Raw genomic sequence first — 16380 nt, 5'->3', positions numbered from 1 at the left:
CTAGAGTACGTATCCAATCTCAAGTCCAAGGGCCGAATTAATTATCTCATTGGTTGCACTAAAGTTAGTTCCTGAAATATCATGCTTTGAAGATTTCGCACTGAAATCAAGCTTCGTCCACCAATTTCTCTTTACCCAATACCTAGCACCAAGGCCAGCTGATGCACCTAGGCCGCTTTCAAAGTCAACATCCCTAGCAGTTTTCTTTAAGCTATATGTTAAACCTAATCTCAAATCTAGATCATATCTTCTAGACTTAACAAAGAACCACTGACCAGTAAAATCAATTACAGGAACTGTCACTTTTCTTAAATCATAACTCGTTATACTGCCCGACGTTGAGGAAGCTGTTATAAAATTCTGATTCAGTCCTATACTTGAGCTAAGATTAAAACGATGGTTAATATATCGTCGTACACCTAATTCCATCCCATACAAAGAAGAAGTTGCTTGATTAAACTCTCCGAGCTCCGCACCATTAAAACGGATACGGCGATAGCTGATATTTGTGATAGGTTGCCATTTCCCACCAGAAGAGTGATCCCAACGCAATACAATCCCCTTCCCATCAGTTTTTAAATCACGAGAGTTCACTTGAGGACTATCATAAAGTTTTAATGTTGAGCCAATTCCATCAACTTTTAGAGCAATACTATTTTTAGAAAAAAGTTCCAATTGATTATAGTATTTTTCAATCTTCTTCCTATCCATTTTTTTCAAAACTACTTTCTTATCAATAATATTGTTTAGAATGAGGGCCTGAGTCTTTTTGCTCTTAAGCTCTTGAGGTGATTGATTCTTAGTTCTTTGTGCTACGAAACCTTTTTGAGAATCTAAGACAAGACCTTGTGGCGCGATGTACTGCCCTGTCGCTAGATCGAAATTTCCAACTTTTTGAGCAATATAAACTTTTTTAGTATTTGAAAACTGAGATGTTTTTTCAGGTGGTATATACAGACCAGTCTTTACATCAATGAAACCACCTGACTTTTGAGCATATGCTCCCGTATCAGAGTTATAGACACCTTCTGAAGGTGTATCTGAGACAATTGGCTCCAAAAAGTTTTTCTTAGTTTCCAGTGCATTTAACTTACTTGGCCTTAATGTCTTTCTATCAACATCTTGTAAATCTACATTAGAATAAAGTGCATTTAACTGTGAAGGAGAGATATTTACTGGCAAGGTTGCCTTGTCAACACTATCAAGTGCTCCAGAGAATTGCCCTGTTTTAACAACAACTGCATTTTTGTCTGCCAAAGCATCTTCCATAGCAATATGTAGATTATTCTTTATTCTAATAGATGAAGACTTACTAAGTTTATTTGAAGAAATATTATCAACGACTTCTTCATAGTTTAAATCCTTACTCCCTACAGAGTCGATTTTAGCAATGGCCACCTCACCATTATACGTAAGTAAATTCGTTATATTATTTTCTGGATTATAAATTGTTTGAAACTCAGTTCCACGAACTCCTAGTGCAGCAGACTTTGTTTTTACTAAGAACTTATGATTCTTCGTTTTTTCTGCTGAGGCCCCATTAATCTTAGATCTCATTTGCCCTTTTAAAAGAGTTAAAATACCACTACCTGCTTGATTCATTTTAGAAACGACAACTTTACCATTAGGGCCAAGGGAGATATTTGATCCATCAAAGAATTCTATTCGAACAAAACTCTTATCTCTAGTAACAATAGAAGTGTCTTCGACAAGCTGGTCTCCAAACTTCAACTTAACAGCGCTGACTTTTCCCGGAACAAGCTGAGTGGCCTCGCCTCTTAATTTAACAATTTTTGCAATATATGTTTTAGCGAAACAGTTTTGTGATAATGAAAATGTTGAGATAAAGAGAATAAGCTGAAATAAAAATTTCATTAAGAATCCAAGGAAAATATTAATTACTAATATTTTCCTTCAAAGACTTATTCTCGTCAATAATAGATTCTATTTAACTTCTTTTAATTCATTACCATCGTATGAGTAAAATACTTCTTTTTCTTCAACGATAGTCTTGATGTTTACAGGTCTTTTCCATATAAGATAGATATTTCTCATCGTTGCCGTTGCAAAGTTCATATCAAGATCAACTCCTCTATGAACGTGGCGCAACAAGAGTTCACTTCTATTATTATGATTACTAGATTCAATCTCTATCAATGGTTGACCAAAATTAGAAAGTTGATTTAATAGCTTTTCTTTAATTTCTTTAAACTCTCTAGAGTCAATTTCATTACGACCAGTTCTTGGGTTAAACTTGTAAGTGAATATTTGCTGTCTATCGCAAAACTCCTCTGTAAAGTACTCATCTAGAAATGTAATATCATTATGAGATTTTCTTACTTCAAAAATTTTCTCTCTTCCAAGACCAAGTTTCTTATCCCAATTGTGCTTCTTATTCATGTCAGTACAGTCTTGGTATTCTTTCCCAAACTTTCCCGTATCCCAACGATGTTCAATATCTCTAAAGAGCTCAATACCAATTTTATAAGGATTGATATTCTTTGGACTCATGGCCATCACCCCAGAGTGAACATCTGCAAAGTCAATAATCTCACTAGACTTCAAGGCCTTTTCAGTCATGATTTTAGAGTGCCAATAGCTTGCCCACCCTTCATTCATTATCTTAGTCATACGTTGTGGTAGAAAATAATAAGCTTCTTCTCTTAGGCAACCAATAATATCCGCCTGCCAATCTTCTAGTGGTGCGTTCTGCATAAGGAACTTCATAATGTCACGAGTTCCATCTACATTTTCATCAATCGCTTTATAATCAAAATCTCCAACAACTTCGTCACCCGTTAGATCATCTGAAAACTCATTTCTTTTCTTTGAACGCATAAATGACTTAAGAGCAGTTGAACGACCATCATCGTCATCTCCACGTAAAGCTTCTTCAACAGCAGTTTTCTCTAACTCTTCTCTCTTTCTTCTAACTTCAGCTGTTTCAAATAGAACATTCACATCTAAGAGGTTTTCAAGAGATAAGGCAGCATCAATAAAGCTTTCAACCTTATCTTGCCCATGACGGTTCATATACTTTCTAATCTTAGTCCCATGATTTGCCATTACATCCATCATGCGCTTATCAGTAGTTCTGAACCATGCATTATTTTTAAAGAAGTCAGCATGCCCATAAACATGCGCCATAACAAGTTTTTGATCAACGATTCTATTAGAACTTAATAGATAGGCGTAACAAGGATCAGTGTTAATAACCAACTCATAAATTTTTTGGAAACCATAAGTATTTCCTTTTGAGAGCTGATCATAGTCCATCCCAAATTTCCAGTGGGGATACCTAGAAGGGAAACCGCCCTGAGCGGCAAGAATACAAATAGTATCGTAATTACACACTTCAAATACTACTGGATAATAAGTTAATCCAAAATTGATCGCATATTGTTCAATTTCTTCTTTTAAGCGAAGTAATTCGCCAGACAAGGCCTTTGTTCTATTCATCTATTTCCCCTTCCCTAGAAAGTCTTTAATAGAATCTAGTATCGCTTCTTTATTTTTTATTTTACTGAGAATGACATCATCATTATCAGTTCCATACTTTTGGTCTAAATCTTTATAAAACTGACCCGAACCGTAACGACTCTCAACTTGTCCATAACAAAAAACATTTGAGTTTGGTAAAATATCATTATCTAAAATATCTAAACAAAGTTTTGTATCATCGGTTGACCAATTATCTCCATCAGAAAAATGAAAAGGATATATATTCCACTCACTTGAATTATAATCAGCATCGATAATTTCTTTACATAATTTGAAAGCAGATGAAATCAATGTTCCACCACTTTCACGTGTTCTAAAGAAAACATCCTCATCAACTTCCTTAGCTGTAGCATCATGAATAATATATCGAACTTCAATATCTTTATACTGAGACTTCAACCATAAATTGATCCAAAAACTCTCTGTTCTTACAATTTCTTTTTGTTCATCACCCATAGATCCTGATACATCCATCATATAGATAACAACAGCTGAGTTCTCATATGTTACAGTAGTATTTGCAGCTCGGTAGCGCATGTCACTTTTAATCGGAACAACAACAGGATTATTAAAATCGTAGTTCCCTGTGGCAACTTGTCTTTTAAGGGCTTCACGATACGATCTCTTATAATGCTTCAGAGAGTTGGGGCCAACTGTACCTATAGAAGTATACTTGTTAGTAGTAGACTCCATACTCTTCTTACCCTTAGGCTCAATATTTGGAAGCTCTAACTCCTCCCCAAGAATGCTTGCTAGCTCCTCAATGCTAAGTTCAACCTCAAGCTCTTTCTTACCTTCACCCTCACCGGCCTCACCTTGACCAGGTTCACCTTCGCCTGGTTGTCCATCTACAGGATCACCTTGCTGACCGTCACCTTGTCCAGTTCCACCTTCTTGCTTTCCACCAAATTTAAATCTTGGAGTTTCAATTTGGGGCATAGGAACTTTAAAAACTTCCTTTCCCTTTGGGATGGGCATTTCCCCACCAGAGACGTATTTTTTTAGGTTCTCGCGAATACGACCTTTAACAATTTTTCTAAATCTAGCGTGATCACGTTTTACAGGATGATCCATGGAGTCTCCTAGTGGGAGTTATGAGCGACCAGAAATCTGGTCGCTTATAATTTTATGACTTGGCCGAGTCACCTTTTGCAAAGATACTGGCCACATAATTAAGGGCATCTGTTGCTGATATTTCACAGTATCCATAACTCTTAATTAGTCTTGATTTGATAACTTCAATTTTCTCTTGTGTCTCTTTGTCCACAACTTTTGAAACTATGCTTGATAACTTGATTGAATCTTTTTGATCTTCAAATAACTTAAGCTCTAGAGCTCTATGAAGTCTCTCATTCATTTTATAATCAAATTGCTTTCCTTCGATTGCAAGTGCACCAATATAGTTCATGATCTCACGTCTAAAATCATCTTTTCTTGATTCAGCGATATCAATTTTATCCTCGATACTTCTCATGAATCTTTCATCAGAGTCTTCTAGTTTGTTAGTGTACTTATTTCTAACTTTTTCTTTTTGAGTATAGGCCTTTACGTTATCAATGTAGTTCGAACATAGAGTTTCAATTGCACTTTCATCAAGGCAGATGGCCTTTTGAACGTCATTTTTAACGATATCTTCATACTCTTGTCTCGTAACAGCAAGCATCTCTCTGTAATGATCTAATTGATCAGAACTATTGATTAAACTATGATGCTTTAATCCTGACTCAAGCTCATTAAAGATCATAAATGGATTTAAAGAACCAGTATGTCCGTACTTAACTAAAGCATTTGATAATTTATCCTGAATATATCTAGGAGAAATACCTTCTAAACCTTCTCTAACAGCTTCTTTTCTAAGCTCTTTAACATTCTCTTCATTATAACCTGGCAATGTTTTACCATTATACAATTTTAGTTTTTGAATCTTCGTTAAATCAGCTTTCTTAGGTTCCTCCATTCTTGTTAGTACGGCCCACATTGCGGCCATCTCTAAAGTATGAGGTGCAATATGAACATGAGGAATTTTTTCAGCATTAAAATCTCTTTCGTAGATTTTAACTTCATTATCTAGTCTTGTAATATAAGGGACATCAATCTTTACAGTTCTATCTCTAAGGGCTTCCATAAACTCATTATTTTGAAGCTTTCTAAATTCAGGCTCATTTGTGTGACCAAGAATAACTTCATCAATATCAGTTTGTGCAAATTTCTTAGGCTTAATAGAATGTTCCTGAGATGCTCCAAGAAGATCATATAAGAAAGCAACATCAAGCTTTAACATTTCGATAAATTCAACAATACCTCTATTGGCAATATTAAATTCTCCATCAAAGTTAAAAGCTCTAGGATCAGAATCCGAACCATATTGAGCAATTTTTCTATAATTGATATCACCTGTTAATTCAGTCGAATCTTGGTTTTTCTCATCTTTTGGCTGGAACGTACCAATACCAATTCTATCTTTTTCAGAAAGAACTAATCTCTTAATTCTTACGTGATTTTCCATCACCTTCATCCAGTCACCGTTATACTTAATCATATATTGATTTAGAATATATCTATCAGCTGGATTTACTTCGCCTTTAACACTTATTTTTAATTCACCGTCTTTTCGACCTTTATTAAAGTCTTCGAAGAACTGCTTTCTTACTTCGACAGGAATTAGTTTGAACGGTTCTTCATGCATTGGTGAAGGAAATATTTTTTGACCACCAAGAATGTCTGATTCATTTTCATCATACCATTCGAAAGTAAACATTCTTCCATCGTCAGTTTTAGAATAATGCTCTAAACCTTTTTTAAGATTTCTAGCAATCGATGACTTTGCTGACCCAACTGGACCATGAAGTAAAAGAACTCTTTTTTCAGTACCATAACCAGAAGATGCTGCCTTAAAGAAGTTTACAAACTTCATCAAATGAACGTCTATTCCAAATACAGCGTCCTTACCATTATTGATAGGATCATCAAAAAAGTGATATCTAACAATATCCTTTTTGTATTCAGTGTAATTAGAAGTTCCAAAAGACATAATCATATCGTGAACACGTTGAAATGCATTTCTGGCGACACGAGGATCTTCTGAAACAATGTTTAAATAATCTTGAAAAGAACCACTCCAAGTTAAATGAGTGAAGTCCTCAATCTTGTAGTTGTTCTGCATGAAATCTTTGATGTTTATTTGGGCCATAATTTACTCCCATCCTTAGAAATTGGGTCCAATCTTATTTATATTATATCCCTAGCTTGCACTTAAGTGAAAGAATTATATTGAGAAATTACAAGAATTTACATAGTGCTAACTTGACCCCAGCACTCTGGTATATTTTTGTATGTCATTGATTTCCTATCAACTAAAATTTGACAAATATTTTGAACCTTTTAGAATTTAACTAATACTTAATTATTTAGGAGTTTTTTAATGGGTCTAATTTCTTCAGGACTAACTGATATTGGTAGAAAGAGAAAAACCAATCAAGATTCAATTTATCTAAACCCAGAGAAGAACTTATTTGTTGTAGCTGATGGTATGGGTGGTCATAATGGAGGTGATATTGCTTCTCAAATGGCCGTTGAATGCATTCCAGAGTTTATGCTACAGAACTTAGACAAAGATCCTAAAAATATTTTTCCTCAATCTGTTCAACACGCGAATAAGAAAATTAAAGAACGATCAATGCAAGATCAACTACTCCATGGAATGGGTACGACAGTTGTTGGATTCTATTTTAAAGCAGACACACTTTATATTTCTAATGTTGGAGATTCTAGAGCTTATTTAGTGAATAGAAATAAACTCTACCAAATGTCTAAAGACCACTCTCTTGTACAAGAGAAACTTAATCTAGGGATATATAACAGAGATCAGGCAGCAGCGGATCCGCAAAAGAATGTCCTTGTTCGAACAGTTGGTTTTGAAGATGATATTGAGATTGATTTATTTACATATAAAGTAAGTAAGAATGATATTTTTCTCATTTGCTCTGATGGACTTCATGGAAAAGTCTCAGATGCTGACATTCTTTATATAATTAATAAGTATATACCGGACCCGGCTAAAGCTACGGCAGAATCAGTACAGCAAACGGCCACGACACTTGTTGCTCAGGCAAATGCCAATGGTGGTAACGATAATATTTCAGTAATTGTTGTGGTTGCTCAATAAAAGTGATCAATGATCATCTTGTTTAGATCATATTGAGCAATACCCGAATTAAGAATATTAAGATATTTTTCGTAGTCAGGATATTTCTTAGAAATAATCATATAAACATCAAATGATGGCCACGGACCATTTGAAAGAACATAATCTTCAAGACCTACCACATTACTCTCTCTGGCCAAATAATTCCAAGATGTTTTTTCAAAAACGATGATGTCTAGGCTTCGACTAGAGATTTTTGAAACAAGTTCTTTTGCACCACGAACTGTTTCTAGGTTTAGCTTTGGAACGGCCTTTACCTGGTTATAAACTAAATCAGAAGTTAGAATCCCAATTTTAAACTTACTAAGCCCTTCGTAGGTTTGAAAATTTACTCCCTTTGTATCAAGACCTTTGCGATGAATGAATACGTACTGGGCCGTTAAAAGAGAATTACTATAGACAACATCAGTACTGCGGGAGCTATTTTTAAGAAATGGAAATACACCGAAGTATTTCCCTGAGTCAATCAAATCCCCCTGAAGTGCACCCCTTCTATGAGAGCTAATTGCAGTATCTACTCCACCTTTTTTAAAAATATAATCAACAAAGAAGCCTATTAAACCATTACCTTTAAAGGTAGTTGATACAAATGGTGGAAACTCATGAATTCCAAGTGGTAAAGAAGCCGAGTATGAATTAAGCGTGAAAAGAAATAGTAGGGAAATTCCAATTTTGAACATAAAAAAATCCGTATAATGTTATCGATTTAATCTATTTCACCATCAATTATTGCTATTAGCAAATCATTTTCATTTGATTTATCCTTTATATAGGAGGTAAGTATGAACAAAATAGTGAAATTTACAAAACCCAATTGTCCTCACTGCGTGATCTTTGAACCTATCTTTAAAGAAGAAATTAAAAAGTTTAAAGATGAGCTGGAAATATTTGAAGTTGACTTGTCCCAGGCCCCGCACTTAATTGAGGTATTTAATGTTAAGGGAGTCCCAAGCTTATACAAGTTTAATTCAGAAGACTTTAAAGACTTCTCAAATATTGAGCAACTCGTTATTGGTCACAGCCATCAGGGATATAATGAACTAAGTTCAAGTTTAAACGATCTCGTTAAGTAGTTTTTTATTTAAGTTTGATTATTTTTTTCATATACTTCGTAGTTATGAAAATAATATATCTGATAATTCTACCACTGCTAATGATAATGACCTCTTGTTCTGTTGGACAGGACAAGAAGTTCAATATTTTAAATAATGACATTATAAACACTGATGTACTCAGTTCTATACCTACCGAGAAAGTAAGTTATAATAAGAAAGTGAGACCTATCTTAGACAACAGGTGTGTAGTTTGTCACGGTTGCTATGATGCTCCTTGCCAGCTAAAGCTCTCCAGCATGGAAGGAATAAAAAGAGGTGCTACCAAGGAAGTTGTATACGATGGAGCACGCATTACAGCAGTTCCCCCAACAAGACTTGAAGTCGATCATAAGTCTACAAAACAGTGGAGAGACAATAAATTCTTTCCGATTGTCAATGAAGGTCCTGTAGAAAGAGTTGAAGACAACTTAGAAAACTCCCTACTCTATAAGTTTTTACAACTCAAACAAATTTACCCTCAACCAAGATCTGGACTGATCTCTTATGAGATAGACACTTCTATTTCACGTGAGCAATATTGCACAGAGCGAGAGGACTTCGACGACTTTGCAAGTAAGCACAAAGCTCTTGGAATGCCTTTTGCTATGCCAAACCTAACCCATGACGAATTCTTCACTCTAGGACACTGGATCGCCCAAGGAAGTCATGGGGATGATTCTAAAGATGAAGACCAATCCACTCTGAGTCAAATTAGAAAGTTTGAGAAATTTCTAAATAATAAAGACCTTAAACATAGACTTGTCGCTAGATATATTTATGAACATCTCTTTCTTGGTCATATTCACTTTAAAAATGACAAATTTAAAAACTTCTATCGTCTTGTGCGCTCTAATACAGCAAAAGGAGAGATCGAAGAAAATACAGCAATTCGACCTTATGACGACCCTAAGCAAGAGATTTATTATCGATTTAAAATCTACACCCCATCTATAGTTGCCAAGTCACATAACGTTTATGAATTAAGCGATAGAAAGCTTGAGAGATTTAAAGATCTATTTATTAGACAAAAATACGCCGTAACAAAATTTCCTAGCTATCAAGCTGAACTTGCCTCTAATCCTTTTAAAACTTTTATCGAAATACCTATAAAGTCTAAGTATCAATTTCTGCTGGATGACGCTCGATTCTTTATCGAAGGTTTTATTAAAGGGCCTGTATGCAGAGGTCAAATTGCACTCAACGTAATAGAAGATAGATTTTGGGTTTTCTTTACAGATCCAAATAACACAGGCTTTTCAAGTAGCGATAAACTGCTTACACACTTAGACAAATACCTTGATCTTCCTGCTGCTAAGGAAAGCTCCTTTGAGTTTATTAGCTTATGGTCAAAGTATTGGTCACAACAAAAAGCTTATCTAACCGAAAGAAACAAACACTTCGTAAAACTTCCTAAAACATCTCTAGATGGTGCCATGAACTACATATGGGATGGAGATACTCACAATCCAAATGCAGCGCTTACTATATTTAGACATCTCGATAGTGCTTCAGTTAGGCAAGGGCTCATAGGAACAAAGCCCGATACAACTTGGGTCTTGAATTACCCTATTTTTGAAAGAATACACTACCTACTCGTTGCAGGTTTTAATGTTTATGGAAATGTTAGCCATCAGCTTAAAACGAGAATCTATATGGACTTTCTAAGAATGGAGGGAGAAGAAATCTTTCTAAGTTTTCTACCTCCCATGCAACGTAAAGAAATGCATACTAAGTGGTTTGGAGGTAATCGCAACCACTTAAAGTTCTTTAGTAATGAAGATTTAACGTGGCTTAATAAAGAGTTTGTTCAAGGCTACAAAAAAGAAGACAAAGAACGAGAGTTACTTGAAAACCTGTCAAAGCGTGTAGCGAGAGCAATCAGAAGCACTCATAACAAGATTCCAAAAGAATTAGCAAAAATAGAACTCATGCAAGGGGAATTCTTTAAATTCTTCCCTGAGACAATTTTTCTAAAAGTAGATAATAATGTTTTCACTCTTGTTCATAACAAGACTTATAGACATGTCGACTCATTCTTATCTGACGCAAAAGACAGAGAGCTTGAAGATATTAAAAATGATACTCTAACTGTAGTCAGTGGTATTGAGGGAACCTATCCGAATTTATTTATCGATGTTCCCTCTGAGAAACTTTCAAAATTTATATTCGATATGGCAAAAATTGTAAGTGAGAAAGATTACAATGAGTTTATCTCGAAATATGGAATTCGAAGAACACAGTCTAATTTTTGGAAATATTCAGACTGGTTTTTTAATAAGTATAAAAGTATTGAACCAAAACGAGCGGGTATTCTTGACCTAAACAGGTATAACTAAAATATCTGCCAAAAAAAGTTTTTTCAGATATAATTTTACACAAATTATAAAAAGGAAAAATTGTGAAAAAACTTAAACTAAATTTAGCAGTTTGGGTCGCTATATTTGGAGTCTTTGGTTATATAAGTGCTACAGTATTTGGTGACAGTAATTGGACTACATCTGAAGAAATTCCTGAGTTCTACAAACTGATACTTCTGGTAAAAGATATTTTCATACAATCACTTAAGATGTTAGTTGCGCCACTGATCTTCTTTTCTCTAATTGGTGGATTGGCCAGTATCAAAGAGGCAACCAAACTTAAAAGCCTCGGCTCTGTTGCAATTAGCTACTATCTTTCAACAACTTTTATAGCGATACTGATTGGCCTGGCCGCTGTGTTCTTTGTTCATCCTTGGAAAAACTCAGGCGTAAAAATAAATGTCACGAAAGATTCTACAATCTCTACAGATCTCAGTTATAAAAAGCCTAACAAAATCATTGATGCTAAAGATAACTCAGTTATCACTGTGGTTCACAAGATTTTGAAAACTTCGTTCGTGAACCCGATTGCCTCATTGGCCAGTAATAATATATTAGGGATTGTAATGGCAGCAATGCTCATCGGCCTGGCCATGATTACGTCTTTGAGTGGAGACAGCCCTCTTTTTCTACTCATTGAGGATATCAATCGAATCTTAGCAAAGATTCTCGGTTGGTTTATACTGTTTAGTCCCGTAGGAATCTTTGCCATCGTCTTCGATTTCAAATTAAAAGTCTCCGGAGATATCTTTTCTCAACTACTTTCGTTTGCACTTGTTGTTCTTGGTGCAACACTTATTCATGGAGCGATAGTCCTACCGACTCTTGCAAGAATATTCGCAGGAATATCTCCTCTTCAATTATTTAAAAAGATTGCCAATCCTCTTTTAATTGCTCTGGGAACGAGCTCGTCATCTGCCACTCTCCCAGTAACAATGAGAACTTGTGAAGAAGAACTAGGAGTATCTAAGGCCGTTAGTGGATTTGTCTTCCCACTTGGTGCGACGATGAATATGGATGGAACAGCGCTATTTGAAGGTATAGCCGCAGTCTTTCTTGCTCACCTATACGGTATCGAACTAACAAACTTCACTATCTTCTCAATTTTCTTTATGAGTATGATATCAAGCGTTGGAGCACCAGGAATGCCAAGTGGATCCATGTCAGGTATGCAAATGGTCCTTTTGGCCGCAGGTATCCCCCTAGAGGCCATTGGAATTTTACTGGTTATAGAAAAGCCCTTAGACACTTTCAGAACTGCTGTAAATGTCGAAGGAGATATAATTGGAGCTCTTATTGTGCAAAAAACAATGGAGCGACGAAATATAACGCTGTAGACATTGACGCACGTCCCAAAATAAAAATGTCAGATAATGCTTCTGGCATTTGCCATAGAGACTGTAGACCATTAAAATTGTGAGATAATTTTACACGAATCCATGGAGTTTTAGTTGGATAGGTATTTTACAGTAATGGTTGTTCCAGAAAGGGAAAAAGGCGTTAAGTCTTTTAGAATCCCAAAACTGGCCTTTCATGCAATAGTTTTTCTATGTGTTTTAGCAATATTTGCGCTTGGTATTTTGTCCTATGATTATTGGAAAATTCTAAGGCAAGTTCATCAAAATAAACATCTAACGTTAGAGAATCGACAGCTTAAAGAGCAGATACAGCTTTTTCAAATGAAAATTAACACTTTAACTAGTGATATTGAAAGAATTGAAGTCTTTGAAAAAAAGCTGCGAGTTATTTCTGGGTTTGAAAAGATAGATCAAACTAATCCTGTAATTAAGGATGAAACGACTCCAGAGGCCTTAAAGAAAACAGACAAGAACACAGAAAAAATACAAACATTCTTTAATGGTCACGACACTATTCGTGACAAACTTAAAGATGAAAAAAAAAATGATAAGTACGTAGAGCTAAAAGATCTTTATGAGCAAAAGATTGCAACAAACTTTGGTTTACAAACTGGTTACAACTTTACAAAAGAGTGGTCAGCCTTAACAAAGCAAAGTTTCGCCCTAGCAGAAAACTTCGCCGACTTTGATTATAAATTCAATATAATTAAAGGACATGTTAAAGAGCTAGAATTAAGTGTTCACGACCTTGATCAATTTCTACTAGACCGTCAGAGTTTTCTCAGATCTACTCCGACACTTTTGCCTGCTCGTGGATGGGTAACTTCTTACTACGGACCAAGAATATCTCCATACTCGAATCGTCTTAAGATGCACGAAGGCCTAGATATTGGTGCAACTATTGGAACTCCAATTCTTTCTCCTGCAGATGGAACTATTACTTTCTCGGGACAAAAGGCAGGCTTTGGCTACTTCGTTCAAATTGATCATGGTTATGGAATAGAATCTGTATACGCTCACAACTCATCAAACCATGTTCGTAAAGGTGATATTGTAAGCCGGGGGCAATTAATTGCCAAAGTAGGAAATACTGGTAACTCGACCGGACCTCATTTACACTATGAGATTAGAGTTAACGGAACACCAGTCGATCCATTCTACTATATTTTAGATTAAAATTTCTTATTTACTAAGAGGAGATATATACAAATGTTTAACCCTATAAAAGCGATATTCGGAACTAAGAATACTCGTGACCTAAAAGCACTAGTGCCTTTTGTCAAAAAAATTGCAGAGCTTGAAGAGAAAATGAAGTCTATGACTGACGAAGAGCTCAAGGCCCAAACTCCTAAACTTAAGGAGATGATCAAAAATGGTGCTACTCGTGAACAATTAATCCCTGAAGTTTTTGCTACAGTCAGAGAGGCTTCAGTAAGAGTTCTTGGGATGAGACACTACGATGTCCAAATGATGGGTGGTGTTGTTCTGACAAAGAATACTATTGCAGAGATGAAAACAGGTGAAGGTAAAACTCTCTGTTCGACACTTTCACTTTACCTAATTGCTCTTGAAGGAAAAGGTGCTCACATTGTAACGGTTAACGACTATCTTGCTTCAAGAGATGCACAAGAAATGGGTGTTCTCTTTAACTGGCTAGGGCTTAGTGTTGGATGTATTATCGCCGATATGGATGATGAAGATAGAAAAGCTGCTTATCGTTCAGATATTACCTATGGAACAAATAATGAATTTGCCTTCGATTATCTAAGAGATAATATGAAGTTTGATCTAGAAGATTATGTTCAAAGAGGTCATCACTACTGTATTGTGGATGAGGTTGACTCAATTTTAATTGATGAAGCAAGAACTCCCCTTCTAATCTCTGGCCCTAGTGAAGGTAGAACTGATCTCTATCATGTTGCCAATGAAATCATGCCTAAACTTACCAAAGATAAGCACTTTACAATTGATGAAAAAACAAGAGGCGCAATCTTTACTGAAGATGGTGTAATGGAAGTTCAAAAGCTTCTTAAAATTGAGAACCTATATGATATTGAACATTCAGAAACTCTTCATCATTTAAACCAAGCTCTTAAGGCCCACCAATTATTTAAAATCGATGTGGACTACGTTGTAAAAGAAGGTCAAGTCATTATCGTTGATGAATTTACAGGAAGACTTAAAGATGGTTCAAGATGGTCTGACGGTCTTCACCAGTCTGTTGAAGCAAAAGAAGGTGTTGAAATCAAGTCTGAAAACCAGACTCTTGCATCAATTACATTTCAAAACTACTTCAGACTTTATGGAACTTTAGCTGGGATGACAGGAACGGCCGATACGGAAGCTGAAGAATTTAGCAAGATTTACAACTTAGATGTTGTTGTAATCCCTACAAATGTTCCTATCCAAAGAGTTGATGAAGCAGATGTAATTTATAAGTCTGATGCAGCTAAGAAAAAGGCCATCGTAAAACTTATCAAAGAACTTCATGCCAAAGGTCAGCCCGTTTTAGTAGGGACAATCTCTATTGATGGATCTATGGAACTCGCTGCTGAACTTACAAAAGCAAATATTCCACATAATGTTTTAAATGCGAAACAACATGGTAAAGAAGCTGAAATTATCACTAATGCAGGAAAAAAGGGTGCGATAACAATCGCCACCAACATGGCCGGCCGTGGTACTGATATCAAACTCACAGAAGAAACAAAGAACTTAGGAGGTCTCTACATCCTAGGAACTGAGAGACACGAATCAAGACGTATTGATAATCAGCTAAGAGGTCGTTCAGGTCGTCAAGGAGATCCAGGAAAATCAAAATTCTTCCTATCTTTAGAAGATGACTTAATGAGAATTTTTGGTTCAGATAGAATCAAAGGATTTATGAATACTCTTGGTATGGAAGAAGATGAGCCTATAGAGCACAAGATGATTTCAAATGCTATCGCTAAGGCCCAAAAGAAAGTAGAGACTCATAACTTTGAAATAAGAAAGCATTTACTTGAATATGATAACGTTATGAATGAACAAAGAAGAGTTATCTATAGAGTAAGAAAAGACATTCTTGGTGATGTTGATAACCTTGGATTTATCAACGAAATGGTTGAGGACGTTGCAGACGTATTGGCCAACACTTATACTCCAGAGAGAAAAGTTCAGATCGAATCATGGCCGTGGGAAGATATGGTTAAGGGATTCCAGCTAACTTTTAATTGTGAATATGAAGTGTCAGCTCAGGAGTGCAATCAAAAGTTTGATGGTTCAATTTCGGCATACTTTGGTTCCATTGCAAAAGAAATTCTTGCAAAGAAACTAAACGAGTACAATCCAGAGCAAGTAAAGTTGGCAGTAAGAGAAATACTTCTAACAATTTTTGATCAACACTGGAAAGATCACCTCCTCTCAATGGATCACGTTAAAGAAGGTGTTAACCTACGCTCTTATGCTCAGAAAAACCCACTGACTGAGTACAAGCGAGAGTCTTTCAACCTATTCGAAAATATGCGAATGGATGTAAAGAAGTCTGTAGTTGAAAATATCTTCAAGGTTCGTCTCTATACTGAAGAAGAAATTGAGATAATGAAGCAAAGACAGCAAGAAATGCTTGAGCAACAACTTGCGCAAGCAAAAATGCAACAAGAAGCTTTAGAGAAGAAAGAACAAAGTGACGCTGCTCCAATAGCAAGAAGATCACAAAAAGTAGGTAGAAATGATGCCTGCCCATGTGGTTCTGGAAAGAAATTTAAACACTGTCACGGTGCTTAATCACATACCACCTCTTCGCTCAGAAGAGGTGGATATTTTACCTACCCGCAAATTCATAACTCTGATATAATTTTCTTATAATTATTATAATATAAAAGGTT

At 35.7% G+C, this 16380-nt stretch carries 11 protein-coding genes; 6 read left to right on the top strand and 5 right to left on the bottom strand.

What is annotated here, in order from left to right:
* The 4 genes from DPQ89_RS05855 to DPQ89_RS05840 all read right to left on the bottom strand — a co-directional run bounded on the left by DPQ89_RS05855 (window position 1) and on the right by DPQ89_RS05840 (window position 6691).
* The gene (locus DPQ89_RS05855) at window positions 1-1875 is read right to left on the bottom strand and encodes a FecR domain-containing protein (protein WP_127715985.1); all 1875 of its coding nucleotides are present in this window, start codon (window positions 1873-1875) and stop codon (window positions 1-3) included.
* Between the two features lie 69 nt (window positions 1876-1944).
* Complete coding sequence (locus DPQ89_RS05850; RefSeq protein WP_127715984.1) at window positions 1945-3459, bottom strand: SpoVR family protein; 1515 nt, start codon at window positions 3457-3459, stop codon at window positions 1945-1947.
* Complete coding sequence (locus tag DPQ89_RS05845; protein WP_127715983.1) at window positions 3460-4575, bottom strand: DUF444 family protein; 1116 nt, start codon at window positions 4573-4575, stop codon at window positions 3460-3462.
* Between the two features lie 52 nt (window positions 4576-4627).
* Window positions 4628-6691, bottom strand: coding sequence for a PrkA family serine protein kinase (locus tag DPQ89_RS05840; protein ID WP_127715982.1), 2064 nt, complete (start codon window positions 6689-6691; stop codon window positions 4628-4630).
* A 231-nt stretch (window positions 6692-6922) separates the two neighbouring features.
* Between DPQ89_RS05840 and DPQ89_RS05835 the strand changes: the two genes are divergently transcribed.
* The gene (locus DPQ89_RS05835) at window positions 6923-7666 is read left to right on the top strand and encodes a Stp1/IreP family PP2C-type Ser/Thr phosphatase (protein WP_127715981.1); all 744 of its coding nucleotides are present in this window, start codon (window positions 6923-6925) and stop codon (window positions 7664-7666) included.
* Here the strand turns inward: DPQ89_RS05835 and DPQ89_RS05830 are convergent.
* Entirely contained in the window at window positions 7660-8385 is a 726-nt protein-coding gene (locus tag DPQ89_RS05830) for an ABC transporter substrate-binding protein (protein ID WP_127715980.1), read from the bottom strand. The genes DPQ89_RS05835 and DPQ89_RS05830 overlap by 7 nt on opposite strands.
* 102 nt (window positions 8386-8487) lie before the next feature.
* Between DPQ89_RS05830 and DPQ89_RS05825 the strand changes: the two genes are divergently transcribed.
* From DPQ89_RS05825 to secA, 5 genes are all read left to right on the top strand, one after another.
* Complete coding sequence (locus DPQ89_RS05825) at window positions 8488-8778, top strand: thioredoxin domain-containing protein (RefSeq protein WP_127715979.1); 291 nt, start codon at window positions 8488-8490, stop codon at window positions 8776-8778.
* Window positions 8779-8822: 44 nt separating this feature from the next.
* Entirely contained in the window at window positions 8823-11135 is a 2313-nt protein-coding gene (locus tag DPQ89_RS05820) for a fatty acid cis/trans isomerase (protein ID WP_127715978.1), read from the top strand.
* 62 nt (window positions 11136-11197) lie between these two features.
* A complete protein-coding gene (locus tag DPQ89_RS05815; RefSeq protein ID WP_164848277.1) occupies window positions 11198-12493 on the top strand; it encodes a dicarboxylate/amino acid:cation symporter in 1296 nt (431 codons plus the stop codon).
* A gap of 114 nt (window positions 12494-12607) precedes the next feature.
* Window positions 12608-13690 carry a M23 family metallopeptidase gene (locus tag DPQ89_RS18785; protein WP_127715976.1) on the top strand — a complete coding sequence of 361 codons (1083 nt, stop codon included), beginning with the start codon at window positions 12608-12610 and terminating at the stop codon, window positions 13688-13690.
* Between the two features lie 33 nt (window positions 13691-13723).
* Window positions 13724-16279, top strand: a complete 2556-nt coding sequence (secA, locus tag DPQ89_RS05805) for a preprotein translocase subunit SecA (protein ID WP_127715975.1) — start codon at window positions 13724-13726, stop codon at window positions 16277-16279.
* Window positions 16280-16380 lie beyond the last annotated feature (101 nt).

The organism is Halobacteriovorax sp. HLS (assembly GCF_004006665.1).
Classification (GTDB): Bacteria; Bdellovibrionota; Bacteriovoracia; order Bacteriovoracales; family Bacteriovoracaceae; genus Halobacteriovorax.
This window is presented reverse-complemented; position numbering and strand designations above follow the sequence as displayed.

What these genes read in the sequence shown, in the direction of transcription:
- DPQ89_RS05855 (WP_127715985.1), bottom strand. Translation starts at nt 1,875, where the DNA reads ATGAAATTTTTATTTCAGCTTATTCTCTTTATCTCAACATTTTCATTA.
- DPQ89_RS05850 (WP_127715984.1), bottom strand. Translation starts at nt 3,459, where the DNA reads ATGAATAGAACAAAGGCCTTGTCTGGCGAATTACTTCGCTTAAAAGAA.
- DPQ89_RS05845 (WP_127715983.1), bottom strand. Translation starts at nt 4,575, where the DNA reads ATGGATCATCCTGTAAAACGTGATCACGCTAGATTTAGAAAAATTGTT.
- DPQ89_RS05840 (WP_127715982.1), bottom strand. Translation starts at nt 6,691, where the DNA reads ATGGCCCAAATAAACATCAAAGATTTCATGCAGAACAACTACAAGATT.
- DPQ89_RS05835 (WP_127715981.1), top strand. Translation starts at nt 6,923, where the DNA reads ATGGGTCTAATTTCTTCAGGACTAACTGATATTGGTAGAAAGAGAAAA.
- DPQ89_RS05830 (WP_127715980.1), bottom strand. Translation starts at nt 8,385, where the DNA reads ATGTTCAAAATTGGAATTTCCCTACTATTTCTTTTCACGCTTAATTCA.
- DPQ89_RS05825 (WP_127715979.1), top strand. Translation starts at nt 8,488, where the DNA reads ATGAACAAAATAGTGAAATTTACAAAACCCAATTGTCCTCACTGCGTG.
- DPQ89_RS05820 (WP_127715978.1), top strand. Translation starts at nt 8,823, where the DNA reads ATGAAAATAATATATCTGATAATTCTACCACTGCTAATGATAATGACC.
- secA (WP_127715975.1), top strand. Translation starts at nt 13,724, where the DNA reads ATGTTTAACCCTATAAAAGCGATATTCGGAACTAAGAATACTCGTGAC.